Consider the following 25,102-nt stretch of genomic DNA (forward strand, 5'->3'; position numbering starts at 1 on the left):
AATCAACACCAATACAAATACGCCTATCAGCAGTAATTTCTGCCATGCCACTACCGGCAGCAGGAAGGCAGCAACGGTCGCAATGATGACGACGAATAATTCCTGGCGAAATGCATGTTCCATGCGCCATGCCGACTTGAAGCCGGCTATCGAATAGCCGAGTGCGGAAAGAATGCGCTTCAAACCGCTTTTGCTTTTGAATTCGCTAACAGGCTGTTCTTGATTGATCATGCAATTTTCAGGGTGATGGGTTGATAGGGAAAAGAGTGAAAAGAAAATATCGCAATGCCTGGTGCAGCACCGGAGACGCACTAACTGCTCATCATGAACCTGCTGCCGTGAATAGCGCGTTAAGCAACTCCAGACCCATTATGCCGCATCGAGAACAGGTATTCCACGCACAAAGCGGGCGACAAATTTTTTTCATCTTTCACAATGTGATATAAAGTCAGCACTGCAATGCATACTCCAGAACATGAAAACAGCTCACTCTGCGGAGACCGAAAAAACTTCGATACAAGTCATTGAACGCATGGTTTCACTGCTGGATGCGCTCGCCAGTCACCCCGATCCAGTCAGCCTGAAAGAACTTGCGATCGAGACCGGCCTGCATCCTTCGACCGCACACCGCATCCTCAATGACCTCGTCATCACGCGCTTTGTCGACCGTTCCGAACCGGGCACTTACCGGCTGGGCATGCGCCTGCTGGAACTGGGCAATACCGTCAAGAGCCGGCTTAATGTAAGGGATGCGGCACTGGACCTGATGCGCAATCTTCATCGCAAAACGAATCAGGCAGTCAATTTGTCGGTACGGCAAAACGATGAAATCATTTACATCGATCGCGCATTCTCCGAGCGCTCCGGCATGCAGGTGGTACGCGCAGTCGGTGGCCATGCACCCTTGCACCTGACCTCGACCGGCAAGCTGTTTCTATCGATAGATGAGCCGAAGATGGTGCGCGCCTACGCTACCCGCACCGGGTTGGCCGGCCACAACAATAATTCCATTACCGATCTGGCGAAGCTGGAAACCGAACTGAGCCTGGTGCGCGCAAACGGTTATGCACGCGACAATGAAGAACTGGAACTCGGCGTGCGCTGCATGGCCGCCGGCATCCATGACGATACCGGCAAGCTGATTGCCGGCCTGTCGATTTCAGCACCTGCGGATCGCCTGCAGGATGAATGGCTCGATGATTTGATGTCTACCGCCAGCCAGATATCGGCCGCACTTGGCTATACCGAAGACGTCACGGCGACCGGCCATTAGCGCATGGGTCTACACAGATGGCGGAAATGAAAAAGGCGAACCTCGGTTCGCCTTTTTCATGCTGCGATCGCTCTCAGCTTTCGATTGCGCGCTGCTTGCGCGCGACGTTTTGCGATTGCATCGTTTCCAGCCACTTGCGGATACGCGAAGCATCCGCCAGACGCGAAAACTTGCCTTTGGAATCCAAGAAGATCATGACGATAGGCCGGCCATTGATATTCGTCTGCATCACGAGGCAGCGGCCCGCTTCAGAGATATAACCGGTTTTCTGCAAGCCGATTTCCCAGTCAGGATTGGCCACCAGGCGATTAGAGTTTGCATATTCCAGCGAACGTCCGCCCGGCTCCACCACGTATTTGGTATCAGTCGAGTATTGGCACAGTATCGGATGGCGATGCGCCGCCGTGACCAGCTTGGCCAGATCGCGTGCGCTGGCCACGTTATTGCTCGACAAGCCGGTCGAATCAACATAACGGGTGCCGTTCATGCCCAGCGATTTTGCCTTCGCATTCATCGCCGCGACAAATGCCCGTATGCCGCCTGGGTAATGGCGTCCCAGCGCAGAGGCGGCGCGGTTTTCCGAGCTCATCAAGGCAATGTGCAGCATGTTGGCGCGCGACAGCTGCGAACCTACGCGCAGGCGGGATGTACTGTTTTTCTCGCGGTCTATATCTTCTTCCGTGACCTCAAGAATTTCATTCATGTCCTGCTGCGCTTCCACCACGACCAGGCCGGTCATCAATTTGGTGATCGATGCAATCGGCAGCGTTACATTCGAGTTTTTCTCGAACAGCACATCGGAAGTGGATTGGTCCAGCACCAGCGCCACATTCGACGCCAAAGCCAGATTGTCGCGCGTCATGTTCAAACCGGCGATATCACCGGCAGTCAGTATCGGCGGAACGATAGGGACGACCGCTTGCGCCACACGCTGATAAATGACTTTGCGCTTGCCGCGTACGATGACTTCTTTCTTGACCAGTTTTTCAGTCGAAGTCAGTGAGGTATTTGCGTTACGGCTGGATTTCTTGTCCGCTGCGAGCTGTTTGGATGCGCCGCGCTTGAGCGACTTGGAGGCAGTCTTTTTAGACTCTAAAGATGACTTGCTGGCGACAGTGCGTTTCGGTGCCTGCGCCGCTTTGCGCGGCTTGCTTACTACGGCTTTTTTCGCAGATGTTTTTTTCGCAGCAGGCGCGCTCGGCTCTTTAGCCTGCGTCAGGGGAGCATTGAAAATGACAAATAGCGAAAAAAATATTCCCAGCGCGGATTTAAGCATCTGCGACTCTCCCAATTCTTACAAAAAACATGACTTGCAGTTTAGCAAATATCAGAAAATGTGCAAGCAAATTAGATAGTTAGCGATGTTCATTAATCTATTTTCTAATGCATAATATTTTTTTGGCAACATTATTACTGCCGGCGATACCCGAAATCAATAAGCAAATAACAAGAGCTTGTGTAGCGAAGCAGCTGCCCTTTCTTATCTTTTTACGACAAACACCACGCCGATTACAGCAAGCAACATGCCAGCAAGTCCGATCAAACTGAAAGCCTCGCCGAATGCCAGCCATGCCATCAAGGCGGTGGTCGGCGGCGTCAAATACAAAAGACTGCTTACCTGCGTGGCTGCGTTTTTGCGTATCAAGGCAAAGAGCAAAAAGATCGCGCCTATCGACAATGCCAGTATCGACCACAGCAAGGCGCCTATGAAAGCGGGCGTCCATTGCACGCTGTGCAAGGCAGGAGAAAAGTCTTCCAGCAAAATTGCCAGCGGCAGCACCACCACGCTGGACGCTGCAAACTGGATGATGGTGCCGGTGCGCAAATCAAAATGCGGGCAATAGCGTTTTTGATACATCGTGCCGCTGGTAATCGACAACAGGGCCATCACGCACAGTGCAATGCTGGACCAGCTCAAACCGGTCAGCGTGATTTTATTCGCCACCACCAGCGCAACCCCGCATAGTCCGAACGCCAGCCCTATCCATTGGCGCCTGCGTACCTTTTCCCCTATCAATGGCGCGGCAAACGCTGTCAGCACCGGCTGCATGCCGACTATCAATGCCGACAAGCCGGCCGGCATGCCCAGCTGGATGGCGCACCAGACACCAGCCAGATAACCGGCTTGCACCAATATTCCTGCCACGGCAATGTGGCGCATCAGCCCCAGCGGCCAGCGTGCACGCATGAGCAGCACCAGGGGCAATAGAACAAGCAAGACGCCGATGAAGCGCAGCGACAAAAACGTCAGCGGCGGCGCATAAGGCAAGCCGAACTTGGCCACGATGAAGCCGGTGCTCCAGATCAGCACGAAGAGGAAGGGGATCAAGCGCGAGTATGGATGGGGCGCAGTATTTGTTGGTGGCATGGCTCGTTATTCATTGTTTGCTGTGGATCTGCGGCGCCCAAATTATCTCTCAATTGAAATTGACTGCCCGGCCCGAGTTAATAAAAAGAAATTGTTGGCAGTTTTTTCACTGAAATATTGCCTTTGTGCATCGCAACAAATTTAACTTGACATGGTAAATACAAAGCATAAAATCACTTATGTTGCATCGCATCATAAATGCCCTGCTTTTTGCCATCATGCAGTACCCGACAAAGGAGAAATCTCATGTTTGCTATCCCAGAACAGTTTTCCGCCGCAACCAAGAATCAGTTTGAATCGCAACTCGCCATTATGAATACGCTCGCCAGTACCGCCTTCGACAGCGCGCAAAAAATCATGGACTTGAATCTGAATGTAGTGAAATCATCGCTGCAGGAATCGGGCGGCGCTGCACAGCAATTATTCACTGCCAAGGATCCGCAAGAGTTTTTCTCGCTGAGCGCTGCGCAGGCACAGCCGAATGCTGAAAAGGCACTGTCATACAGCCGCCATCTGGCAAGCATCCTCAGCGGCACGCAGGCTGAATTCGCCAAGGCTGCCGAAACGCAAATTGCAGAAACCAATCGCAAGGTATTGTCGCTGATCGAAGAGTTAAGCAAGAACGCACCGGCCGGATCGGAAAATGCGATTGCAATACTCAAATCGGCGATCGGCAATGCCAATGCCGGCTACGACCAGTTTTCCAAAACCACCAAACAGGCCGTCGAAGCGCTGGAAGGCAACTTGAGCGCGGCCGCCAGCCAGTTTGTCAACGCGGCAGAAAAAACCTCGACGCGTGCACGCAAGGCTGCATAAATTCAGATCTATCGCAGATCGTTTGCGACAGCCGAAGAAAAATGCCCCGGAAATCCGGGGCATTTTTCATTCCGGCCGGCAGAAACGAATATTCAGCGACTGCCTCTGGCTATCGCGCGCGCCAGGATCACGACCGGCACGATAGCAATCAGCACTATCGTCAATGCAGGCAGGGCCGCTTCACCCAGGCGCTCGTCGGATGCCAGCTGATGCGTGATCACCGCCAGCGTATCAAAATTGAATGGGCGTATCGTCAGGGTGGCAGGCAGCTCCTTGACCACATCGACAAACACCAGCAGGCCGGCAGTCAGCACGCTGCGCCACAGCAATGGCACATGGATGTGCATCAGCATCGATGCCAGGCCATGTCCCAGGCTGCGCGCGCTGGCATCCATGGCCGGCGTGATCTTGAGCAGGCCGGCTTGCACGCTTTGAAATGAAACTGCGAGAAAGCGCACCAGGTAAGCGTAGATCAATGCAATCACGCTGCCGCTGAGAACCAGCGCCACCCCATGTGCGCTATTCCATGCATCGATATGCGCCAGCGGGATCAGGATGCCGACCGCAATCACGGCACCCGGGATCGCATATCCCATGCTGACGATGCGATTGCACGCGGCCTGCAGCTTGCTGTTCGTCACCCGCGCTGCATACGCCATCAACACGCAAATCGCGACCGCGATCAGCGCTGTCACGCCACCCAGAATAATCGTGTTTTCCAGCCAGCCGAGATAACGCGCATCGAACGATATTGCATCGGCCTGCCACAGCAGGCGCAGCAATATGATCAGCGGTACAAAGAAACCCAGCAGCACCGGCACGCTGCAAAACACGGTTGCGCCCCACGCCTGCCGGCCCTGCAGCGTGGTCGTCAATTGCGCGGCGCTGCGGCCGCCGACTGCGTAATAGCGCGCCCGGCCGCGGTTTTTTTGCTCCAGCATCATCAAGCCCATGACCGCTATCAACAGCACGGCCGCAATTTGCGCAGCCGCTGCGCGATCGGAAAATATGTACCAGGATTTGTAAATGCCGGTGGTCAGGGTCGGGATGCCGAAATAAGCGACGGCGCCGTAATCGGCCAGCGTTTCCATCAAGGCCAGCGCAATGCCGGCTGCTGCCGCCGGACGTGCCAGCGGCAGGCTCACCTGGAAAAATGCGCGCCACGGGCTGGCGCCCAGAGTACGCGCCGCATCCCACATGCGCGGACTGCGTTCTATGAAGGCATTGCGCGCCAGCAGATAAACATAGGGATACAGCACGAAGGCAAACAGGAAACCGGCGCCGCTGACGGAACGAATTTCCGGAAACCAGTAAGTCGGCCCCTGCCAGCCGAACCATGCGCGCAAGCCGGTTTGCAGCGGGCCGGTATATTGCAGGAAATCGGTATATGCATAGGCCACCACATAGGCCGGCATCGCCAGCGGCAGGATCAAGGCCCAGGCAAAAAATTTCCTGCCTGGGAAATCGAAAGCGGCGACCAGCCATGCGCAACCGATGCCGAGCACCGCCGTCAGGACCGCGACGATGACGGCAATCAGCACGCTGTTGACGATATATTCCGGCAGCACCGTAGCCCACAAATGCGCAAACGTGCCGATGCCGGCACTCAATGCAGGACCGGAAAGCAGATTCGATAATACGCCGGCGACAGGCACACCGACCAGCAAGGCGATGGCCAGCGAAGTCAGCAACAGCGGATGCATCCGACCAGATTGACGGCGGGCGTCAAGCATGGGCATGAAGCGGAACATAAAAAGGCATGAATTCATTCTCAATCGACTAGATGAGAATTATAATCAATTGATATTTCATCCATGTAATTATTTTGGAAACGTGCACCATGTCAGCAATTCCCGATACCCCCATGCATCTGGCGGTTGAATCGATACGCGTAGGTTACCGGCTGGGTCGCCAGATGCACGAGATCGTGCACAGCCTGTCATTTGCATTGCAACGCGGCCAGATCGGCTGCCTGCTGGGCCAGTCCGGTTGCGGTAAAACGACCGTGCTGCGCGCGATTGCCGGCTTCGAGCCATTGATAGAAGGCCGCATCGCCCTGGGCGGCAAGGAACTCAGCAGCGCGCATTACACGGCGCCGCCGGAAGAGCGTCATGTCGGTGTCGTGTTTCAGGATTACGCGCTGTTCCCGCATTTGTCAGTAGCTGACAATGTCGGCTTCGGCTTGCGCGCACTGTCAGCGGCAGAGCGCCATGCGCGCGTCGCAAAATTATTGACGCTGGTCGGGCTCGCATCGCAGGGGAAAAAATTTCCGCATGAATTGTCCGGCGGGCAGCAGCAACGCGTCGCGCTGGCGCGCGCACTGGCGCCGCAACCGGACTTGCTGTTAATGGATGAACCGTTTTCCAATCTGGATGTGGACCTGCGCGAACGGCTGGCCACTGAAGTGCGCGACATCTTGAAGGAAGTCGACACCACAGCCGTGCTAGTCACGCATGACCAGCACGAAGCCTTTGCGATAGCCGACCAGATAGGCGTGATGCAGAACGGCGTGATCGTCCAGTGGGACAGTGCCTACAATCTGTATCATCGCCCGGGCAACCGCTTCGTCGCCGACTTTATTGGCCTCGGCGTATTCGCTCCCGGCACGATAGACCAGCCGAACCAGAATGTGAATATCGAACTGGGTACGCTGCCGCTATGCCAGGGCCTGGACATCTGCGATCCGGCTCAGGGCAACGCTCAGCAGGTCGATGTATTGCTGCGGGCCGATGATGTCGTGCATGACGACACCAGTCCGCTGCAGGCAGAAGTCGTGCGCAAGGCATTCCGCGGCGCGGATTTTTTATATACCCTGAAATTGCCGAGCGGCCAGCAAGTACTGGCACTGGTGCCATCGCATCACGATCACGCGCTAGGCGAACGCATAGGCATCAAGCTGGAAGCGGACCATGTGGTGACGTTTCCGAAGCTGTCCTAGCACCTGCGCATGTCAGATATGCTGGACTTCGACTTTCAGCAAGTTTAATTCAGCCACCAGCCGGTCGAATGCGGCGGAAGCCTGCGCCGGCTCGCCCTTGACGCCAAGTTCGATATGGCGGCGCGTATCTTCATCACCGACATTCGGCAAGCTGAATATCTTCACCTGCGGGAATTCACGCTCTATCGCTTCCATCAGCGGCGTCAGCGCCGACTCCATCGAGTGGAACACCAGCACCGACTTCTCCAGCCAGGCGTTGCAATGGAACAGATGCGCATACTGCGTATCCAGCACAGTTTCAATCATCGGCCACGCCATCACGGGAAAACCCGGCAGGAAATAATGTGCGCCGCCGTTGCCATGCGCAATCGAAAACCCGGGAATCTTGTTGTACGGATTGGGGATGATGGCTGCGCCTTGCGGGAACTCGCCCATCTTCAGGCGGTGCAGGTTTTCCGGCGTATTCAAATCAAACGCCACATTCGCCTCGCGCGCCATGTCTATCATGCGCTGCTGTATATATTCCTTCGCAACTGGATGCAGCACGAGCGGCACACCCAGCGCCGCGGCCGCACATGTGCGCGTATGGTCATCCGGCGTGGCGCCTATGCCGCCGCAACTGAACACGATATCGTCGCTGGCTAAAGTGCGCTTCAACGCGGCCGTGATCAGCGCCGGATCATCACCGATGATTTCCGCCCAATCCAGCGACAAACCGCGCGCGCTGAGCAATTCCACCACTTTGGGGAAATGCTTGTCGACGCGCCTGCCGGACAAGATTTCGTCGCCTATGATGATGAGTCCGAATCCCATGGTCTTTCCCTCTACGTCAGATTATTCAAGCGTTGAAATGGTATGCGTCGTTTCGTTTGCCAGCGGTGCATCAGGCGCCGGCCCGGCCGCGCCGAGCTCGGCGCGATGCGCGGCCAATGCCGCCATGCAGTAATGTTGAAACCACAGTCCGGTAAAGATAAACACCAGTACGTATAGCAGGATAGCGCCCGCCGCCAGTACCGGAAAAAATATGAATGACAGCGCGCCGCCCAGCCACAGCAAGGTAGGCGCCGCTCCCAGGGCGCCGGTGATCGCACCTATCGCCAGCAATTGCCAGCGATGCTGGCGCAGGATCGCCACCCTTTCCTGTGCATCGGCATGATCGGCCAATGCATCATATGCCATCACACGATAGGTAAGCCAGCCCCACAAGGCGGGCTGGATCACAAACGTCAGCGGTGGAATCAGCGACAGCGGCAGCGTAATCAGCCACAGCGCCAGAAAGATAGTGAAAGATGAAGTCGACATCCACAAGCTTCCGAGGAAGGTGCCGCCCTTGCGCTCTTCCAGCCCCTGGTACTGGCGGCTGCCTACATGCCTGACGATGGCCGGCATCGCCATCGTGCCGACAAATATCAGGGCCGTCAGCAACATCAGCGGCAACAATACCCACATCGCAATCAACGGCACCACTATCGTCTTCAGCGCGCCCATGCCGGCCCAGCTCAGGGCCTCACCGGAAATGCGGAAGCCGTCGTTTTCAACAAAATAATTCTGCAGCCAGTTGACGATGGTTTCCAGATACAGCCACAGGCCCACACCCCAGATAGCAACCGACAGAACAAATGGAATCACTGCCAGCAGCAGCATCCGGATGTGCAGTTGCGACAATACGGCTCGTCCGAATGCATTAAATAGCGGGCGCATGATGGAATATCCCTGGAAAAATATAGGTCCGCACCAGGCACGCGCCAGCTGCGCGCACCGTAGTGTGGAACCAGGCCATTTTACCGTGGCGGCATCAGCGGCGCAGCGCTGTATTGCGCACAAAACCGGCCGGGCAAATGAAAGCGCTTTTCACCTGCTACAATCTGCCCACTTTCTGACCCTACATACAAAGGAAAAACATGGCTACCACCTCGACCTCATCCGGGCTGCAATACGAAGACAAAGTTGTCGGCGACGGCGCAGAAGCAACGGCAGGCGCGCACGTCAGCGTGCATTACACCGGCTGGCTGCAAAACGACGACGGCAGTGCTGGCGCGAAATTCGATTCCAGCAAGGATCGCAATGAGCCATTTTCATTCCCGCTCGGCGCCGGTCATGTGATCAAGGGCTGGGACGAAGGCGTGCAAGGCATGAAAATCGGCGGCACCCGCACCCTGATCATTCCGTCATCGCTGGGCTACGGTGCACGTGGCGCAGGCGGCGTGATTCCGCCGCATGCAACCCTGATTTTTGAAGTCGAATTGCTGGGCGTATAAGCCAGCCTTGCATGGCGGTTGCAGGTGGACTATACACCTGCACGCCATGATCTTACTGTCTGCATTTCAGGAGCATCGATGAAGCTGCAAGAACTATTTGAGCTGGCACAGGCTGATTCCAAAAACCTGCCTGAGCGTCCGGACAATCTGACGCTGCTGAAGATATATGCCTTGTACAAGCAGGCTGGCAGCGGCGATGCCACAGGCGAACAGCCTGCGATGACAGACTTTGTCGCGCGCGCGAAATGGGATGCGTGGCATCAGCTTGCAGGCCTCTCGAAAGACGATGCGATGCAGCAGTATGTCGATCTGGTAAACGATTTGAAAGCTGGCTAGTTCTTCTTCGTCAGCCAGTTAAAAAGCCCCGCCTCTTGCAAGAGATGGGGCTTTTTTCATGCTGCAGCGATGGCGCAAGAAAGCGCTTCAGGCTGCCGCGGCAAAATACTTCTTCATGTTACGCGCCACTTTTTCTTCCAGCGTGCCGGCAAATGCCTTGAACAGGAAATCCAGCGTGATGTCTATCTGCGCCTCGTTTTCACGCAAGGCCAGGGTGCCCGCCACGCCGCTGCGCTTGAATGAAAGGATATCGCCCTCCCACTGCGTCGTCATGTCGAATTCTGCTGCCATCCTGTCTGCCACTTTTTGCGCAGCGTCCTTTGCCTGTTGCAGCGGGAGCTGATGCTCCTGCGTGATGCTGATATCTGCCATTTCTATTTCTTCGCTTGAACTTCCGGGTTGATCAAATTCGGCGGCTGCTGGCCGCTCAATGCGGCGACCAGGTTGGCCGAGGCGCAATCGGCCATCGCGCGACGGGTTTTTTCCGAGCCGCTGCCGATATGCGGAGTCAGCACCACATTCGACAGGGTCAGGAAATCGGGATGCAGGGCCGGCTCATTCTCGAACACATCCAGCCCGGCCGATGCAATCCGGTGTTCGCGCAGTGCCGCGATCAGCGCCACGTCATCGACGATGCCGCCGCGCGCGATATTGACCAGCGTTGCAGTCGGCTTCATCAGCGCCAGTTCGGCCGCGCCTATGATGTGATGCGTTTGCGCCGAATACGGCAATACCAGTATCAGGTGATCTGCCGTGCGCAGCAATTCTTCCTTGCTGACATAACGCGCATGGTTGGCATGCGCCTCTTCCTCCGGCTTCAGGCGCGAGCGATTGTGATAAATCACATTCATGTCGAAACCCATCGAGCGGCGTGCAATCGCCTGGCCGATGCGGCCCATGCCGAGTATGCCCAGGGTAGCGCCATGAATATCGGCGCCGAGGAAACTGTCGAAACGCCAGTTCTTCCAGTTGCCGGCGCGCAGCCAGTGCTCGGATTCCGATACCCGGCGCGCATTCGCCATCAACAGGGTCCAGGCGTAATCGGCCGTGGTTTGATTGAGCACATCCGGCGTATTGGTCACCATGATGCCGGCGCGCGTGGCGGCAGCGACATCGATATTGTTGTAGCCGACGGCGACATTGCAGATCGCCTTCAGGTGGGAATTGGCGGCAATGACTTCTGCCGACAGTTTCTCGCTACTGGTGATCACGACCGCATCCTTGTCCTGCATTTTTGCATGCAACTCGGCAGGCGAAAATATGATGTCTTCCTGATTCGCCTCGACATCGAACTGTTGCTGCAAACGCTCGATCACATCAGGAAATGTTGCGCGTGCAACGAGTATTTTCGATTTCATATGCGTATCCTCAGGTGAAAAAAATGAATGTCATCACGATAAACAGGGGGACCAGGATGACGCACGACCACCCCATGTAAGCGAAGAACGACGGCATCTTGATGCCGCGCTCTTCGGCGATGGCCTTGACCATCATGTTAGGCGCATTGCCGATATAGCTATTGGCGCCCATGAATACCGCACCGCATGAAATGGCGGCCAGGGTGGCCGACAGGGTCGTCATCAAGGTCGTCGCATCGCCACCCGCCGTATTGAAGAAGACCAGGTAAGTCGGCGCATTGTCGAGGAAGGATGAGAGTATCCCTGTGGCCCAGAAATACATTGCGTTAATCGGTTGTCCATTGCCATCGGTCACAGCGCGCACGATCGCTGAAAATGCACCCGACTCGCCGGCGCGCAGCATCGCGATGACCGGGATGATAGTGATGAAAATACCGGCAAACAATTTACCCACTTCCTGAATAGGTCCCCAGGAAAATTCATTGCCGCGGCGCGCGCCTTCTGGCGTCAAGCGCAGGGAAAGAAAAATCACGCCCACCAGCAGCACGTCGCGCAACAGGTTTTGCAGCTCGACCGTATTGCCGAAGAAATCGTATGCAATGCCCGGCTTCCAGAAACCGCTGATCAATACCAGCACGACGATTACGCCGAGCAAGGCGAAGTTGACCTTGCCTTCATAGCGGATAGCCGAATCCGGCGTCGGGTCCAGCTCTGGCGGTTGTATCTCTTCACGCTTGTGATAGTAGTGGCTGTCGAGCAGGTAAAAAATGATCAGCAAGGCGGCGCACAGGAACAGGGTGGGCGCATACAGATGCTGCACCGTCCAGAAAAAATCCACTCCCTTCAGGAAACCGAGAAACAGCGGCGGATCGCCGAGCGGCGTCAATGCGCCGCCGGCATTGGCAACCAGGAAAATGAAGAACACGACGATGTGCGCCGCATGCTTGCGATTGTCATTGGCGCGTATCAAGGGCCGTATCAACAGCATCGCCGCGCCGGTCGTGCCCATGAAGCTGGCCAGCAGCGTGCCCAGGGCCAGCAATCCGGTATTGAGTGCTGGCGTCCCATGCAGGTTGCCGCGCACGCAGATACCGCCGGCGACGACAAACAGGGAAGTAATCAAGATCAGGAAGGGAAAGAATTCAGCCACGAAAGCATGCAGCGCGCCCTGCACCGCCGTGGTGGCGCCGAAAAAGAAAGCGCACGGCAGTAAAAAAGCGAGCGACCAGCCCAGCGTCAATTTGCCGAAATGGTGATGCCAGAAACCGGGGGTCAACAACGGACACAAGGCGATCGATAACAGCAAGCCGGCAAATGGAATTCCCCACAACACCGACAAACCGCCGCCATTCAACTCTGCCGCGCCGCATAACGCAGGGGTCAGGGCAAGCATGCCGACGAAGAAATTTGCACGCATGGGTGACTCCGATATACAAGGGCAGCCATTTTATCGCAGAAAAAATATGTCTTGGCAGCAATGCGGCTGGGTGCATGACGATACGGCAGTGCAACAACACCCGTCTTTGCACCACCTTTATGCGGGGAATGCATTTGCTTATACGGAATCGGTATAAGTCGGGTTTGTAGGAAATACCGAAATGCCTTAAAATACAACGCTTTGCGGCTGCCCTCCGGGATATGCAAGCCATGCCCCACGGCTAGCATGCAGCGCAACCCTGTTTTCCCCATATATTTACAGTTAGGACTGGTATGACCCACGTAGTGACCGAATCTTGCATCCTCTGCCGTTACACAGACTGCGTAGATGTATGTCCAGTGGATTGTTTCCGCGAAGGCCCGAATTTCCTGTCCATCGATCCGGACGAGTGCATCGATTGCGCAGTCTGCGTAGCCGAATGCCCGGTCAATGCGATCTTTGCAGAAGAAGACGTGCCTGCCGATCAGCAGCAATTCATCAAATTGAATGTCGATTTGTCCCGCGATTGGCCATCCATCACCAAAACCAAGGCGCCACTGCCTGAAGCGGAAGAATGGAAAGACCGGCAAGACAAGCTGCAATTCCTGAAACGTTAAAACCTATAGTTGATTGAAAACGCCCCCTGGTTCGCCACGGGGCGTTTTTTATTGTTGCTGCATCTGCAGCATGCCGGTCTGAAGCAACGCCTGATTTATTGCAAAAAAGAAATTAATTAAGCGGCTTTCGACCTAAAAATCGAATAGTTATCAATGGTGCATTGCAATATAAACGGTTTGTGGTGACAATCATTTCAACGATAGCCACCGAAGGAGGCCACTATGCTTTATCAATTGCATGAGTTCAACCGCAGCCTCTTCACTCCCTTGATGCACTGGGCAGAAGCCTCGTCCAGGCTATTCACCGATCCCGCTTCCATACTGGCTTATGCGCCCTATGCGCATCGTTATGCAGCCGGTTACGAATTGCTGCACCGCCTCGGCAAAAAATATGAAAAGCCGCAATTCGGCATAGACAGCGTACTGGTAGCTGGAAAAGCGGTCGGCATCGTCGAAGAAATCGCCGAGGAAAAACCGTTCTGCAATCTGATCCATTTTAAAAAAGCATTGCCCGCCAGGGAACTGGCGGCCCTGAAACAGCCGACGGTATTGCTGGTGGCGCCCCTCTCCGGTCACCACGCCACCTTGCTGCGCGATACGGTGCGCAGCCTGTTGCAGGATCACGATGTGTATATCGTCGACTGGATCGATGCGCGCCTGGTGCCGCTGACAGCCGGCCCCTTCCATCTGCACGATTATGTGTATTACATCCAGGACTTCATCCGCAAGCTGGGCCCGGACCTGCATGTGATTTCCGTATGCCAGCCTACCGTGCCGGTACTCGCTGCAATTTCCTTGATGGCCAGCGACAAGGATCCGCAGCTGCCGAAATCGATGACGATGATGGGCGGACCGATAGATGCGCGCAAAGCGCCGACGCAAGTCAACAACCTCGCGGCGGAAAAACCGTATGCATGGTTTGAAAACCAGGTGATCTACAGCGTGCCGGCAACCTACCCCGGATTCGGCCGCAAGGTGTACCCGGGCTTCCTGCAGCACGCCGGTTTCATCGCGATGAACCCGGGCCGTCATGCGCAAAGCCACTGGGATTTCTATATGCATTTGCGCGAAGGCGACAATGCGTCGGCCGAAGAGCATCGCAAGTTCTACGATGAATACAATGCGGTGCTGGACATGCCGGCAGAATATTATCTGGAAACGATCAAGACAGTGTTCCAGGAACACAATCTGCCGCTCGGCACCTGGGAAATCGAAGGCAAGCTGGTGCGCCCGCAGGATATCAAGTCAGTCGCCTTGCTGACGATAGAAGGCGAGCGCGACGATATTTCCGGCGCCGGCCAAACCAGAGCCGCGCACGATTTGTGTTCTTCGATACCAAAATCGAAAAAGCAGCACTACACTGCGCCCGAATGCGGCCACTACGGCATCTTCTCGGGTCGACGCTGGCGCGAAACCATCAAACCCAAGATCAGCAAGTTCATTGCGAGCCAATCCTGATCCACTGCTGCCGCGTTAAAAAACTCCGCGCCACGCAACAGCCCTGTTTTTTCTATTTGGCGCAGCGGCCCGTATAAGACGATAATCCTGTTTTATCCTTTTAACGCCCGCTGTGTCATCACCCACCCAAAAATCGCTGGCCGACCAGCTTGAAGACCTGCTGCCACAGACGCAATGCACGAAGTGCGGCTATCCTGCATGCCGCCCGTATGCAGAAGCAATGGCCGCTGGCAGCGCCAGTTACAACCAGTGCCCGCCTGGCGGTATCGAAGGCGTGGCAAGGCTGGCGCACCTGCTGGGCAAACCTGTCATCCCCATCAATCCAGTCAATGGCGTGGAACGGCCACGGCCGGTAGCCGTCATCGATGAAAGCCTGTGCATAGGCTGCACCTTGTGCATACAGGCTTGCCCGGTCGATGCGATCATCGGCGCCGCCAAGCAGATGCATACGATCGTCTATGACCTGTGTACCGGCTGTGACCTGTGCGTGGCACCCTGCCCGGTCGATTGCATCGCGATGGTTGAAGTCACACCCGGCAAAACCGGCTGGGATGCTTGGTCGCAGGAACAGGCTGACCAGGCACGCGCAATGCACGATTTCCGCAACCTGCGTTTGCAACGCGAAAAAGAAGAAAACAATGCGCGACTGGCGGCCAAGGCAGCCGCCAAGCTGCAGGCCGTACAAGCCGAAACACCAGCCTCGGAAGCGGAGCGGGCTGAGCAGGCGCGCAAGAAAGCGATCATCCAGGCGGCGATAGAACGGGCGCGTCTGAAGAAAGAACAAGCGGAAAAGGATGCTTCATGAATGCAGAAAAACGACGCGAAATTTTCCATCGACTGCGCGTTGCCAATCCGCACCCCACTACCGAACTTGAATATCAAACGCCATTCCAGTTATTGATCGCCGTGCTGCTGTCGGCACAGGCCACCGATGTCTCGGTCAACAAGGCGACCCGCAAACTGTATCCGCATGCCGGCACGCCGCGAAAAATCTACGCGCTGGGCGTAGACGGCTTGATGCCCTACATACAGACGATAGGCCTGTATCGCACCAAGGCCAGGAACGTCATTGAAACCTGCCGGATACTGCTCGCCGAACATGGCGGCGAAGTGCCGCGCACGCGCGCAGCACTGGAAGCATTGCCGGGCGTCGGCCGCAAGACAGCCAACGTCGTCCTGAATACCGCATTTGGCGAACCGACCATCGCGGTCGATACCCACATCTTCCGCGTATCGAACCGCACCGGCATCGCGCCCGGCAAGAACGTCGATATCGTCGAACAGAAACTGATGAAGTTTGTCGCCGCGGAATTCCAGCAGGATGCGCATCACTGGTTGATCCTGCACGGCCGCTATACCTGCATCGCCCGCACGCCGAAATGCTGGAATTGCGTGATTGCCGACCTGTGCGACTACAAGGCGAAGACGCCGCTGCCGGCCAAAGGCGTGTAATTCTCGAAGCGCTTTATTAAAGCGTCTTCAGCCAGTATTTACAGCACGATGGCGCAGCTTGCCTCGAAGGTCAGGCGCGGCAAACGCGGCTTTATTTTGTCGTGATCGCCGTAACCTATGCTGCAGATGAAATTGGCTTTCACCTGGGTGCCGACAAAGAAAGCCGCATTCACCTTGTCAGCATCAAAACCCGACATCGGGCCGCAATCGAGTCCGATCGCGCGCGCTGCCATGATGAAGTAGGCGCCCTGCAGGGACGAATTGCGGAAGGCTGTTTCTTCTATCAGTTTGTCATTACCGGCAAATACAGCCTGTGCATCCATATGCGGAAACAATTGCGGCAGCTTGCGCGGAAATGCCATGTCCATCCCGATGATGGCGGTAATCGGTGCGGTTTTTACCTTCTGCACATTACCGGCCGATACGCAGGCCGCCAGTTTCTCTTTCGCTTCCGGCGATTTGACGAAGGCTATGCGGGTCGGCGAACAATTCATCGAGGTTGGCGCCCACTTCATCAATTCGTAGATTTCACGCAGCTGGCCATTGGTGACAGGCTTGTCCAGCCAGACGGAATTGGTGTGGGCATGCGTAAAAAGTGTTTCGAGTGCTTGCTGGTTCAGCATGAATATTCCATTTCAGATTTCAAGGATATGCCGCATCTTGGCAATAAAGGTAAAGCAACAACAGGTATGGTAGCCGAAACACGCGCTGCAGTTCAGCTGCAAGCCACGTACAATGTCGGTCTGCATTTAACGAACCGTCTTTTTTATTGTCCTCATGTTCACACCTTCACAACACGATGTGCGCCGCTTTTTTTGCGAGATGTTTCGCAAACAGCAGGCCAATGAAATCCTCACGCCGCTGGAAGCGATCGCCCGCGACTGGGTCATCCAGCATCCGGAATATGCCGCTGCGCTGGGCGATGTCGAGGCTGCGCTGGCACAGGATTATTCAGTCGAATCAGGCCAGGCCAATCCCTTCCTGCATCTATCGATGCACCTGTCGATCGCCGAGCAGATTTCCATCGACCAGCCGCCGGGCATACGCGCCGCCTATACCGGCCTGGCGCGCCGCCTCGATTCCGAGCACGAAGCGCATCATCAAATCATGGAATGCCTGGGCGAGATGATCTGGGCATCGCAGCGCAACGGCTTGCCGCCGGACGGCGCAGCGTATATCGAATGCATCAAGCGGCGCTAGGCAAACAGCGCTTGCAGACGTAAAAAAGCCACGGTAAACCGTGGCTTTTTTTGCGAACAACTCTGGCTTGGCGACTTATTTGCGCAGCACCAGGGTGGTTGGCAAGCTGTGCAGGTAGGCAGCGATGTTCTCGATTTCCTTGCCCGACAATTGCTTGGCCAGTGGGCCCATGATCGCATTGCTGCGGCCATTCGAGGCTTCATTGCCGCGCTTGTATGCAACCAGCGCATGCTTGAGGTAATCCTTGTGCTGACCAGCCAGCTTTGGATAGCCTGGATCGATAGGCGTCTGGAAATCCGCGCCATGGCAGGATGCGCAATTGTATTTGGTCGCAGCTGCTTTGCCGGCATCGATCTGGCTTTCAGCCGATGCGTTGAATGAGACAACTGCTGACAGCGATACGACAGCCAATGCAATAATTTTTTTCATATGGGCTCCCGTTATTTCTGCTGCGCGTAGTAAGCGGCGACATCGGCGATATCCTGATCCGACATGCTCTTCGCAATACCGCGCATCGATGGATGATTGCGTTCGCCTTTTTTATAGGCATTCAAGGCGCTGGTGATGTATTTCTCAGGCTGTCCGCCTATCATCGGGACTTGATAAACTTCCGGAAAAGTCGCCTTGTAACCCGGGATAGCGTGGCATCCGATACACATCGACACCTTGTTGGCGCCTGCTTTGGCATCGCCAACGATTTCCGCTGCAGTAGCGATGTTGGCCACACCCGCGAGCGCGAGAAGTGCAAAGAGTTTTTTCATGGTAGCTATGTAAATAATTAAATACGAAACCTGCTGGTTAAACGGCGTTATACGGCATCTACAGAGTAGAAATGTTGCTTCGCCACACCAAAACCGCTCGATTTTACCTGAAGACTAGGCAGCAGTCCATGTTCAAATCACAAGGGCGTGTACTGTATCCGACAGTCAGGCATCCTCCCCTTGCCCTGCTTCATTCTTTCTCGCGCAACGCTGCAGTTTCCCCTTCCTCCGGCTCCGGGTCCATGCGGGATTGCGGCGTACTTGCAGGATTATCCTGCCCGCCCGGCCAAAAGAAGATCGTCGGTGTCAGTGTAAAACGGCGCAGCACCGCGCGAAACACCAGGCGGCGCACCCGCGTGGGCACGTCGCGGGCACGCAAGGCCAGCGCCAGCGCACAGGAAAACGCCACGCCGACGTTGAGCAAGCCGATCACCACAATGCCCGCACAAGCCAGCCAGAACTGCGGCATTGTCCATACTTCCCAGCCCAGGCTGCTGACTGCCGCCATCAGCGTCGCCGTCGACAGCGTCACATGGCGCACATCCAGCGGCAAGCCGAAAAACTGTGCAATCACCGGCATCATGCCGAGCAAAATGGCCAGTGCAACATTGCCGACTATGGTCGAGACATTATCTTCCAGCCAGCTGGCCCAGCGTTCAGCGCGCTGTGCGCCCAGCGCATGCACCAGACGTCTGTGATGCGCGATCGATTCCTTGAGCCGGCGCAAGGCAAACCAGTTATCGGCAAAGCCCGCCATCAGGCTGGCGAGCCACAGCAGCAAGCCGGTAAAGATGGCGAACAGCGGCGTCACGCCTATGACGGACAGTGAATGGATGGTCGCCTGGGCTTTTTCCACGCTCATGATGGGTAGTCCGAATGCCAGCAGGAAGGCAAAGGACAAGGCCGCAACGACAGGCGCCACCGCCAGCAGGTTGCCGAATACCGCCGCTGCCTGTGAGCGCAGCAAGGCGGCAATCTTGACCAGCAATTCACGCAAGCCTTCCACCGTATCCAGCTCGCCCATCTGCGCCGCCAGCGCAGGTGCAGTGACCGCCGGCTGCTTGGTCGCCAGCACGCCGCCGATGGCGGAAATGATGATGAAGCTCACCGCAAAATTGATGGACAGGAAGACGCCCTCGAAAAAATGCGCCATGCCGAGGCCGGTAATCCCCAGTTTTGCCAGTGCCGTAAATGCCGTGATGAAACCACCCCACATGGCCGCTTTCAGCATCGCGCGATATTCGCTTCTATCGCGCGCAATGTAGTGCTCGCCATGATGGGCATTGCGCTCGACCATCTTGCGCGCCAGCAGGGCAAAGCTGCGATTGACCAGTTCGCGTACCGACGAGCGGCGATGATGCGCAATGATCAGATCGACCAGCACCGCCTGCACCTGGCCCGACCCATCCTCGGCATGCGGCGCCGCGCGCAAATCCAGCAGGCGGGCGATGCGGATCAGCTGCGCGCGCATGCGTTCGACGTGATACACCAGTCCGACCGATACGCCGTACTCGTCCAGATGCGCGTATATCCGGTCGGTCTGCGCCTGGCAGACCGCTATCAGCATGCGCACGCTGCGCAAACCCGCTTCATCTGTTGCGCTGCTCATCAGGTAATTTTCCAGTTCGCGGCGCAGCGCCATGAACGGCGTTGCCAGCAAGGGGATGTGCGGCTCCAGGCGCTGGCGGAAGGCCGGACTGATGCCGACTGAAACGACCATCGTCACCAGATACAGCATCGCTTCATCTATCTGCTTGCGATAGCCGTGCGCAATGCCATCGTCGCCGCCCAGTTTCCACAGACGCGACAGGGTTTTGCTATCGAGTTCGAGCAACAATTCGGCATCCGATTCATCCGGGAACATTGCGGTAAATAGCGTAGACAAATCCTGCTGGCCGACCAGGCGCGGCAACACCAGCTTGACCATGCGCTCGGACAACTCGGAAAAGAATGCAGACTCCCGCGGCAAACCGGTGGCTGAAAAAAGTTCAGGCCCGGTCGCTTCCCTTAGCGTCTTGCGCAAGGTTGCCTGCACGATTTGCTTGACGTCGCGATTGCCATCGAGCCAATCGAGCAAAAAACGAATGCGCTGATACTTGACCCGCCGCCATTCGCCATCGTCCAGCAGCGACACTTTAGGCTCGCGTCGTATCCATTCCGCCAGATCGATCATCCAGTTGGCGCGCACATGCCACGATGCGCCCGGGTCGGCGCGACGCATCAGCGATTCTATTTGCGGCCGGTACTGCGCATGATCCGTGTGATGCCTGAGCGCACCGCGACGGAATCTGCGCCACACGGCAAAGATTTTGAGAAAAGAGATTTTCATTATATTTATTGTGAGGAATGGAATATTTCCAGGGCCGGCAGCAGGACATCCATTACGCGTCCGCAAACCGGCTGGCAACCGTGTTGTCGCTTATACTCCGGTTTCTTTTCATGTTAATGACACCGCCATGCGACAAGAAACACGCTTCGAAGGTTCCCAGAGTTATGTCACCACCGGCGATCTGAAGCTCGCCGTCAATGCCGCGCTGACGCTGCAACGTCCATTGCTGATCAAGGGGGAACCCGGCACCGGGAAAACCATGCTGGCAGAAGAAGTCGCTGCCGCGCTAGGCATGCCTTTGCTGCAATGGCATATCAAATCGACGACCAAGGCCCAGCAGGGGTTGTATGAATATGACGCGGTATCACGCCTGCGCGATTCGCAACTCGGCGATGAGCGCGTCAAGGTGATCGATAACTACATAGTCAAAGGCGTATTGTGGCAGGCATTTACCGCCGACGAACAAGTCGTTTTGCTGATCGATGAAATCGACAAGGCCGATATTGAATTCCCCAACGATTTGCTGCGTGAACTGGACCGCATGGAATTCTATGTCTATGAAACGCGCCAGATGGTCAAAGCCACGCATCGGCCGCTCGTGATCATCACCTCGAATAATGAAAAGGAATTGCCGGACGCCTTCCTGCGCCGCTGCTTTTTCCATTACATCAAGTTCCCCGACCGCGACACGATGGAACAGATAGTCGCCGTGCACTTCCCGCATCTGAAACAGGAATTGCTGGCCAAGGCACTGGAAGTTTTTTACCAGGTGCGCGAAGTCAGCGGCCTGAAGAAAAAACCATCGACCTCCGAATTGCTCGACTGGCTGAAGTTATTGCTGGCAGAAGACATACCGGCAGCAGCCTTGCGCGGTCAGGATGACACGGCCATCTTGCCGCCGCTGCATGGCGCCTTGCTCAAGAACGAGCAAGACATCCATCTGTTCGAACGCCTGGCCCACATGTCGCGCACCAGGCGCTGAACTGCAGCGCAAAGACAGGGACTGCCGTGCTTATCGATTTTTTCTTCATGCTGAAAGATGCAAAAATTCCGGTTTCGATCAAGGAATTTCTGCTGCTGCTAGAAGCACTGGAAAAAGAAGTCATCGGCCCATCGCTGGACGACTTCTACTATCTGGCACGCCTGACGCTGGTCAAGGATGAAGCGCACTTCGACAAGTTCGACCGCGCATTCGGCCTGTACTTCAAGGGCATCGCGACCGTGTTTGAAGAAAACGCAGCGATCCCGCTCGACTGGCTGCTCAAGCGGGCCGCGAAAAACCTGAGCGAGGAAGAACGCGCGCTGGTCGAAAAATTCGGCTACGAAAAACTGGCCGCACGCCTGCAGCAATTATTGCAGGAACAAAAAGAGCGCCACGAAGGCGGTAGCAAGTGGATAGGTACCGGCGGCACCTCGCCATTCGGCAATAGCGGCAACAATCCGGAAGGCATACGCATAGGCGGAGCAAGCACCAATCGCTCCGCCGTCAAGGTATGGGAAGAGCGCAGCTATCGCGATTACGACGCCGCGCGTGAAATCGGCACCCGCAATATCAAGGTCGCATTGCGTCGCCTGCGCAAGTTTGCACGTCAGGGCGCACCGGATGAACTGGCGCTCGATGCCACGATACGCGCCACAGCGAACAACGCCGGTTACCTCGACATCCGGATGCAGCCTGCGCGCAGGAACAACATCAAGGTCTTGATGTTGCTGGATGTAGGCGGCACGATGGATGAGCATATCCAGCGCACCGAAGAACTGTTTGCCGCCTCGAAAAGCGAATTCAAGAACATGGAATTCTATTACTTTCATAATTGCGTCTACGATCAGCTGTGGCGCAACAACCAGCGCAAGAACACGGAACGCTTTGCGACATGGGATGTGTTACGCAAGTACACGCCGGACACCAAGGTGATATTTGTCGGCGATGCAACGATGAGTCCGTATGAAATCCTGCACCCGGGCGGCGCAGTCGATTTCCACAACGATGAAGCCGGCGCCGCATGGCTGCAGCGCTTTACCACGACCTTCCCCAATGCCATCTGGCTCAATCCAGAGCCGGAAAACATCTGGGAATACCGGCAATCAATCGGGATCATCCGGCAGCAGATGGATAACCGCATGTATCCGCTGACGATAGAGGGGCTGGAGCGCGGCATGCGCGCGCTGAGCAAGTAACACTACTGAAATTGGACTGCAGCGCAAGCCTCAGCGCGACAGACGCATGAATTTCTTCAATGCATTGAGCAAATGATGGCCAGCCACCGGCTTGGTCAGGAAGCCATCCGCACCGGCCTGGCGCGCCCTTTCCACATCATAATCATTCGATTTCGACACCAGCAGGATCACCGACGTTTTATCGTCTGGCCGCGTGGCCTTGATGGTCATGCACAGACGGTAGGGATCGACTTCCGGCACCGAGGTATTGATCATCACGACCGCCATCGGCGCCCGCGCACAGGCACCGGCCGCTTCCGACTCGCTGCGCGCCCACAGGACTTCCACCTGATGACGGGCCAGCAAACCAGCCAGATAATCGCGGAACGCAGGCGTTCTGTCTATGATCAATACGGCACCGCCCTGCACCTGTTCCTTGCGCATTTTCTGGTAATCGGGCGGATCGTTCAGATCGACATCGGTGCGATCACGGCGACGCCGCTCCGGCACCGAAATCACATCCGAGGCTTCCAGGCGCGACAAGGCATCGGCACGCTTTTCTATCAAATTGTCGAGGGCGAAAAACAGGCGATTCCACCTGATCGGGCGCTCTATGCTGGCATGCGGCAATGGTATACCGGGCGTACCGACCAGCAACACTGGTCGCACCACGCTGGGACGCAAATAAGAGAGGGCCGCCAGCGCCTTCTCATCATCTGTATTGGCGATATACAGGTCGGGATCCTGCAGATTATCTTCAGCCAGACGAAAATAGCCATAACCCTTGCCTTGGTCCAGGGCAAAAGTGGCATCGAAAATTTCGGCTTCCTGTTGATTGAAGCCTAGCAGGCGCACCGCGAAAGGAAAACAGTTAGCAGACATCGAGTTGCAGTTATATATAACGTTAGCGGACGTTGGACACCGCCAAATGATATTCGGCACGAAATTTACATTTACACATTGATAAATTCGTTATCGGGCCTATTTTGTCTGGGTAATGCGCTTGCGGGCATGGAAACCTGGCTCGCAGCTTTAAAAACATTAATTTAACATTTGACCGTTTTTAACAAAAAATTGCCAGAAATGTCTGTGAAATCTAAACTAATTTAACAATCGCAGACATTTTTCCATCCGATTTCACCGTTAAAACGTGCATGGCTTCATTTTTCATTAGAATGCAGACTCTTTGCATGTTTCATTCCATGATAAAAAAGACATTTTCAGCCTGCTTACCCGGCTTCCTTACCCGTATTCGATTGAATGGCCACTAAAAAATCCCCTGCAGAATATAGCGAATCGTCCATCCGCGTCTTGAAAGGCCTGGAGCCGGTCAAGCAACGCCCCGGCATGTACACGCGTACCGAGAACCCGCTGCATATCATCCAGGAAGTCATAGACAATGCATCCGATGAAGCGCTGGGCGGCTATTGCAAGAATATAGTCGTCACGCTGAATGCCGATGGCAGCGTCAGCGTTGAAGATGACGGGCGTGGCATACCGGTCGGCATGCATCCGGAAGAAAAGGTGCCGACGGTAGAAATCGTCTTCACCCGTCTGCATGCGGGCGGCAAATTCGACAAGGGCTCGGGCGGCGCGTATGCATTCTCCGGCGGCTTGCACGGCGTCGGCGTCTCGGTGACGAATGCACTGTCGACCCGGCTGGAAATTACCGTATGGCGTGAAAACGGCGTACACACATTGACGTTTTCCGGCGGCGATGTCATCGAACCCTTGAAGTCGCGCGCCATCGCACGCGATGAAAAACGCAGCGGCACCCGCGTCACAGCCTGGCCGGATGCAAAGTATTTCGATTCATCGGTCATACCGCAAGTCGAACTGCAACGCCTGCTGCGCTCCAAGGCCGTGCTGCTGCCCGGCGTCAAGGTCACGCTGGTGCATGCAAAGACTGGCGAAGTGCAAACTTGGCAATACGACCAGGGCTTGCGCGGCTACCTGACCGAATCGCTGGCACAGGCCTCGAATGCAGAAACCGTCATCCCGCTGTTTGAAGGTGAGCAATACGCAACGGCCGATGCCGAAGGTTTTGCCGAAGGCGAAGGCGCGGCATGGGTAGTCGCATGGACCGAAGATGGCGCAGTGGTACGCGAATCCTATGTCAACCTGATCCCGACTTCGAATGGCGGCACGCATGAATCCGGTTTGCGCGAAGGCTTGTTCGGCGCCGTGAAGAGCTTCGTCGAAATGCATTCGCTGCTGCCCAAAGGCGTGAAGCTGCTGCCGGAAGACGTGTTCGCACGCGTATCCTTTGTGCTGTCGGCCAAGGTGCTCGATCCGCAATTCCAGGGGCAGATCAAGGAACGCCTGAATTCGCGCGATGCGGTGCGGCTGGTGGCCAGCTTCACG

Annotated in this window: 27 protein-coding genes; 13 read left to right on the forward strand and 14 right to left on the reverse strand. The window is 55.9% G+C overall.

Going from position 1 to position 25,102, the window contains the following annotated elements; genetic code table 11:
• On the reverse strand, nucleotides 1-231 hold a 231-nt coding region (locus tag Q7T06_RS01225; protein ID WP_304778797.1), incomplete at its 3' end, for a diacylglycerol kinase.
• Between the two features lie 244 nt (nucleotides 232-475).
• Here Q7T06_RS01225 and Q7T06_RS01230 point away from each other — a divergent pair.
• Nucleotides 476-1,273, forward strand: a complete 798-nt coding sequence (locus tag Q7T06_RS01230) for an IclR family transcriptional regulator (protein ID WP_304778799.1) — start codon at nucleotides 476-478, stop codon at nucleotides 1,271-1,273.
• 73 nt (nucleotides 1,274-1,346) lie between these two features.
• On the opposite strand, the gene pbpG is transcribed toward Q7T06_RS01230, so the two are convergent.
• Both pbpG and Q7T06_RS01240 read right to left on the reverse strand, forming a co-directional pair.
• Complete coding sequence (pbpG, locus tag Q7T06_RS01235; RefSeq protein ID WP_304778802.1) at nucleotides 1,347-2,549, reverse strand: D-alanyl-D-alanine endopeptidase; 1,203 nt, start codon at nucleotides 2,547-2,549, stop codon at nucleotides 1,347-1,349.
• A 204-nt stretch (nucleotides 2,550-2,753) separates the two neighbouring features.
• Complete coding sequence (locus Q7T06_RS01240; protein ID WP_304778805.1) at nucleotides 2,754-3,641, reverse strand: DMT family transporter; 888 nt, start codon at nucleotides 3,639-3,641, stop codon at nucleotides 2,754-2,756.
• A gap of 246 nt (nucleotides 3,642-3,887) precedes the next feature.
• On the opposite strand from Q7T06_RS01240, the gene phaP reads away from it, so the two are divergent.
• Nucleotides 3,888-4,457, forward strand: a complete 570-nt coding sequence (gene phaP, locus Q7T06_RS01245) for a TIGR01841 family phasin (RefSeq protein ID WP_304778808.1) — start codon at nucleotides 3,888-3,890, stop codon at nucleotides 4,455-4,457.
• 92 nt (nucleotides 4,458-4,549) lie between these two features.
• On the opposite strand, the gene Q7T06_RS01250 is transcribed toward phaP, so the two are convergent.
• Nucleotides 4,550-6,196 (reverse strand): iron ABC transporter permease, encoded by a 1,647-nt coding sequence (locus Q7T06_RS01250; RefSeq protein ID WP_304778810.1) that lies wholly within the window; start codon nucleotides 6,194-6,196, stop codon nucleotides 4,550-4,552.
• Between the two features lie 101 nt (nucleotides 6,197-6,297).
• Between Q7T06_RS01250 and Q7T06_RS01255 the strand changes: the two genes are divergently transcribed.
• Nucleotides 6,298-7,395 (forward strand): ABC transporter ATP-binding protein, encoded by a 1,098-nt coding sequence (locus tag Q7T06_RS01255; protein ID WP_304778812.1) that lies wholly within the window; start codon nucleotides 6,298-6,300, stop codon nucleotides 7,393-7,395.
• A 12-nt stretch (nucleotides 7,396-7,407) separates the two neighbouring features.
• Here the strand turns inward: Q7T06_RS01255 and Q7T06_RS01260 are convergent, their stop codons facing one another.
• Both Q7T06_RS01260 and Q7T06_RS01265 read right to left on the reverse strand, forming a co-directional pair.
• Nucleotides 7,408-8,208, reverse strand: coding sequence for a molybdopterin-binding protein (locus Q7T06_RS01260; protein ID WP_304778815.1), 801 nt, complete (start codon nucleotides 8,206-8,208; stop codon nucleotides 7,408-7,410).
• Between the two features lie 21 nt (nucleotides 8,209-8,229).
• Nucleotides 8,230-9,096, reverse strand: a complete 867-nt coding sequence (locus Q7T06_RS01265; RefSeq protein WP_304778818.1) for an EI24 domain-containing protein — start codon at nucleotides 9,094-9,096, stop codon at nucleotides 8,230-8,232.
• Nucleotides 9,097-9,296: 200 nt separating this feature from the next.
• On the opposite strand from Q7T06_RS01265, the gene Q7T06_RS01270 reads away from it, so the two are divergent.
• Complete coding sequence (locus tag Q7T06_RS01270; protein WP_304778821.1) at nucleotides 9,297-9,653, forward strand: FKBP-type peptidyl-prolyl cis-trans isomerase; 357 nt, start codon at nucleotides 9,297-9,299, stop codon at nucleotides 9,651-9,653.
• A 78-nt stretch (nucleotides 9,654-9,731) separates the two neighbouring features.
• A complete protein-coding gene (locus tag Q7T06_RS01275; protein ID WP_304778823.1) occupies nucleotides 9,732-9,989 on the forward strand; it encodes an acyl-CoA-binding protein in 258 nt (85 codons plus the stop codon).
• Nucleotides 9,990-10,076: 87 nt separating this feature from the next.
• On the opposite strand, the gene Q7T06_RS01280 is transcribed toward Q7T06_RS01275, so the two are convergent.
• Genes Q7T06_RS01280 through Q7T06_RS01290 form a run of 3 tightly spaced genes read right to left on the reverse strand, consistent with a single transcriptional unit; the run spans nucleotide 10,077 to nucleotide 12,764 of the window.
• Nucleotides 10,077-10,361 (reverse strand): polyhydroxyalkanoic acid system family protein, encoded by a 285-nt coding sequence (locus tag Q7T06_RS01280; RefSeq protein ID WP_304778826.1) that lies wholly within the window; start codon nucleotides 10,359-10,361, stop codon nucleotides 10,077-10,079.
• Between the two features lie 2 nt (nucleotides 10,362-10,363).
• A complete protein-coding gene (locus Q7T06_RS01285; protein ID WP_304778829.1) occupies nucleotides 10,364-11,347 on the reverse strand; it encodes a D-glycerate dehydrogenase in 984 nt (327 codons plus the stop codon).
• Between the two features lie 10 nt (nucleotides 11,348-11,357).
• Nucleotides 11,358-12,764: a sodium:proton antiporter gene (locus Q7T06_RS01290; protein WP_304778833.1), complete on the reverse strand. Its 1,407-nt coding sequence runs from the start codon at nucleotides 12,762-12,764 to the stop codon at nucleotides 11,358-11,360.
• A 293-nt stretch (nucleotides 12,765-13,057) separates the two neighbouring features.
• Here Q7T06_RS01290 and fdxA point away from each other — a divergent pair, with 293 nt between their 5' ends.
• From fdxA to nth, 4 genes are all read left to right on the forward strand, one after another.
• Nucleotides 13,058-13,381 (forward strand): ferredoxin FdxA, encoded by a 324-nt coding sequence (fdxA, locus tag Q7T06_RS01295; RefSeq protein WP_304778838.1) that lies wholly within the window; start codon nucleotides 13,058-13,060, stop codon nucleotides 13,379-13,381.
• A gap of 222 nt (nucleotides 13,382-13,603) precedes the next feature.
• Nucleotides 13,604-14,839 carry a polyhydroxyalkanoate depolymerase gene (locus Q7T06_RS01300; RefSeq protein WP_304778843.1) on the forward strand — a complete coding sequence of 412 codons (1,236 nt, stop codon included), beginning with the start codon at nucleotides 13,604-13,606 and terminating at the stop codon, nucleotides 14,837-14,839.
• A gap of 112 nt (nucleotides 14,840-14,951) precedes the next feature.
• Nucleotides 14,952-15,644: an electron transport complex subunit RsxB gene (rsxB, locus tag Q7T06_RS01305; protein ID WP_304778848.1), complete on the forward strand. Its 693-nt coding sequence runs from the start codon at nucleotides 14,952-14,954 to the stop codon at nucleotides 15,642-15,644.
• Nucleotides 15,641-16,291 (forward strand): endonuclease III, encoded by a 651-nt coding sequence (nth, locus tag Q7T06_RS01310; RefSeq protein ID WP_304778853.1) that lies wholly within the window; start codon nucleotides 15,641-15,643, stop codon nucleotides 16,289-16,291. The genes rsxB and nth overlap by 4 nt, the downstream gene beginning before the upstream one ends.
• 38 nt (nucleotides 16,292-16,329) lie before the next feature.
• Here nth and Q7T06_RS01315 read toward each other — a convergent pair whose 3' ends face one another.
• A complete protein-coding gene (locus tag Q7T06_RS01315) occupies nucleotides 16,330-16,914 on the reverse strand; it encodes a malonic semialdehyde reductase (protein ID WP_304778858.1) in 585 nt (194 codons plus the stop codon).
• 154 nt (nucleotides 16,915-17,068) lie between these two features.
• Here Q7T06_RS01315 and Q7T06_RS01320 point away from each other — a divergent pair, with 154 nt between their 5' ends.
• Nucleotides 17,069-17,491: a DUF1841 family protein gene (locus Q7T06_RS01320; RefSeq protein ID WP_304778863.1), complete on the forward strand. Its 423-nt coding sequence runs from the start codon at nucleotides 17,069-17,071 to the stop codon at nucleotides 17,489-17,491.
• 75 nt (nucleotides 17,492-17,566) lie between these two features.
• On the opposite strand, the gene Q7T06_RS01325 is transcribed toward Q7T06_RS01320, so the two are convergent.
• From Q7T06_RS01325 to Q7T06_RS01335, 3 genes are all read right to left on the reverse strand, one after another.
• Nucleotides 17,567-17,920, reverse strand: coding sequence for a cytochrome c (locus Q7T06_RS01325; RefSeq protein ID WP_304778868.1), 354 nt, complete (start codon nucleotides 17,918-17,920; stop codon nucleotides 17,567-17,569).
• Nucleotides 17,921-17,931: 11 nt separating this feature from the next.
• Nucleotides 17,932-18,252, reverse strand: a complete 321-nt coding sequence (locus Q7T06_RS01330) for a cytochrome c (RefSeq protein ID WP_304778873.1) — start codon at nucleotides 18,250-18,252, stop codon at nucleotides 17,932-17,934.
• Nucleotides 18,253-18,442: 190 nt separating this feature from the next.
• Entirely contained in the window at nucleotides 18,443-20,581 is a 2,139-nt protein-coding gene (locus Q7T06_RS01335; RefSeq protein ID WP_304778876.1) for a site-specific recombinase, read from the reverse strand.
• Nucleotides 20,582-20,708: 127 nt separating this feature from the next.
• Between Q7T06_RS01335 and Q7T06_RS01340 the strand changes: the two genes are divergently transcribed.
• Nucleotides 20,709-21,563: a MoxR family ATPase gene (locus Q7T06_RS01340; protein ID WP_304778879.1), complete on the forward strand. Its 855-nt coding sequence runs from the start codon at nucleotides 20,709-20,711 to the stop codon at nucleotides 21,561-21,563.
• Between the two features lie 26 nt (nucleotides 21,564-21,589).
• Entirely contained in the window at nucleotides 21,590-22,759 is a 1,170-nt protein-coding gene (locus Q7T06_RS01345; RefSeq protein ID WP_304778882.1) for a VWA domain-containing protein, read from the forward strand.
• Between the two features lie 30 nt (nucleotides 22,760-22,789).
• Here the strand turns inward: Q7T06_RS01345 and Q7T06_RS01350 are convergent, their stop codons facing one another.
• Entirely contained in the window at nucleotides 22,790-23,620 is an 831-nt protein-coding gene (locus tag Q7T06_RS01350; protein ID WP_304778885.1) for a PleD family two-component system response regulator, read from the reverse strand.
• Between the two features lie 378 nt (nucleotides 23,621-23,998).
• On the opposite strand from Q7T06_RS01350, the gene Q7T06_RS01355 reads away from it, so the two are divergent.
• Nucleotides 23,999-25,102, forward strand: a 1,104-nt coding sequence (locus Q7T06_RS01355) for an ATP-binding protein (protein ID WP_304778888.1), incomplete at its 3' end; no start/stop codon positions are given.

Source organism: Herminiimonas sp., from assembly GCF_030645555.1.
Taxonomy (GTDB): Bacteria; Pseudomonadota; Gammaproteobacteria; order Burkholderiales; family Burkholderiaceae_D; genus Oxalicibacterium.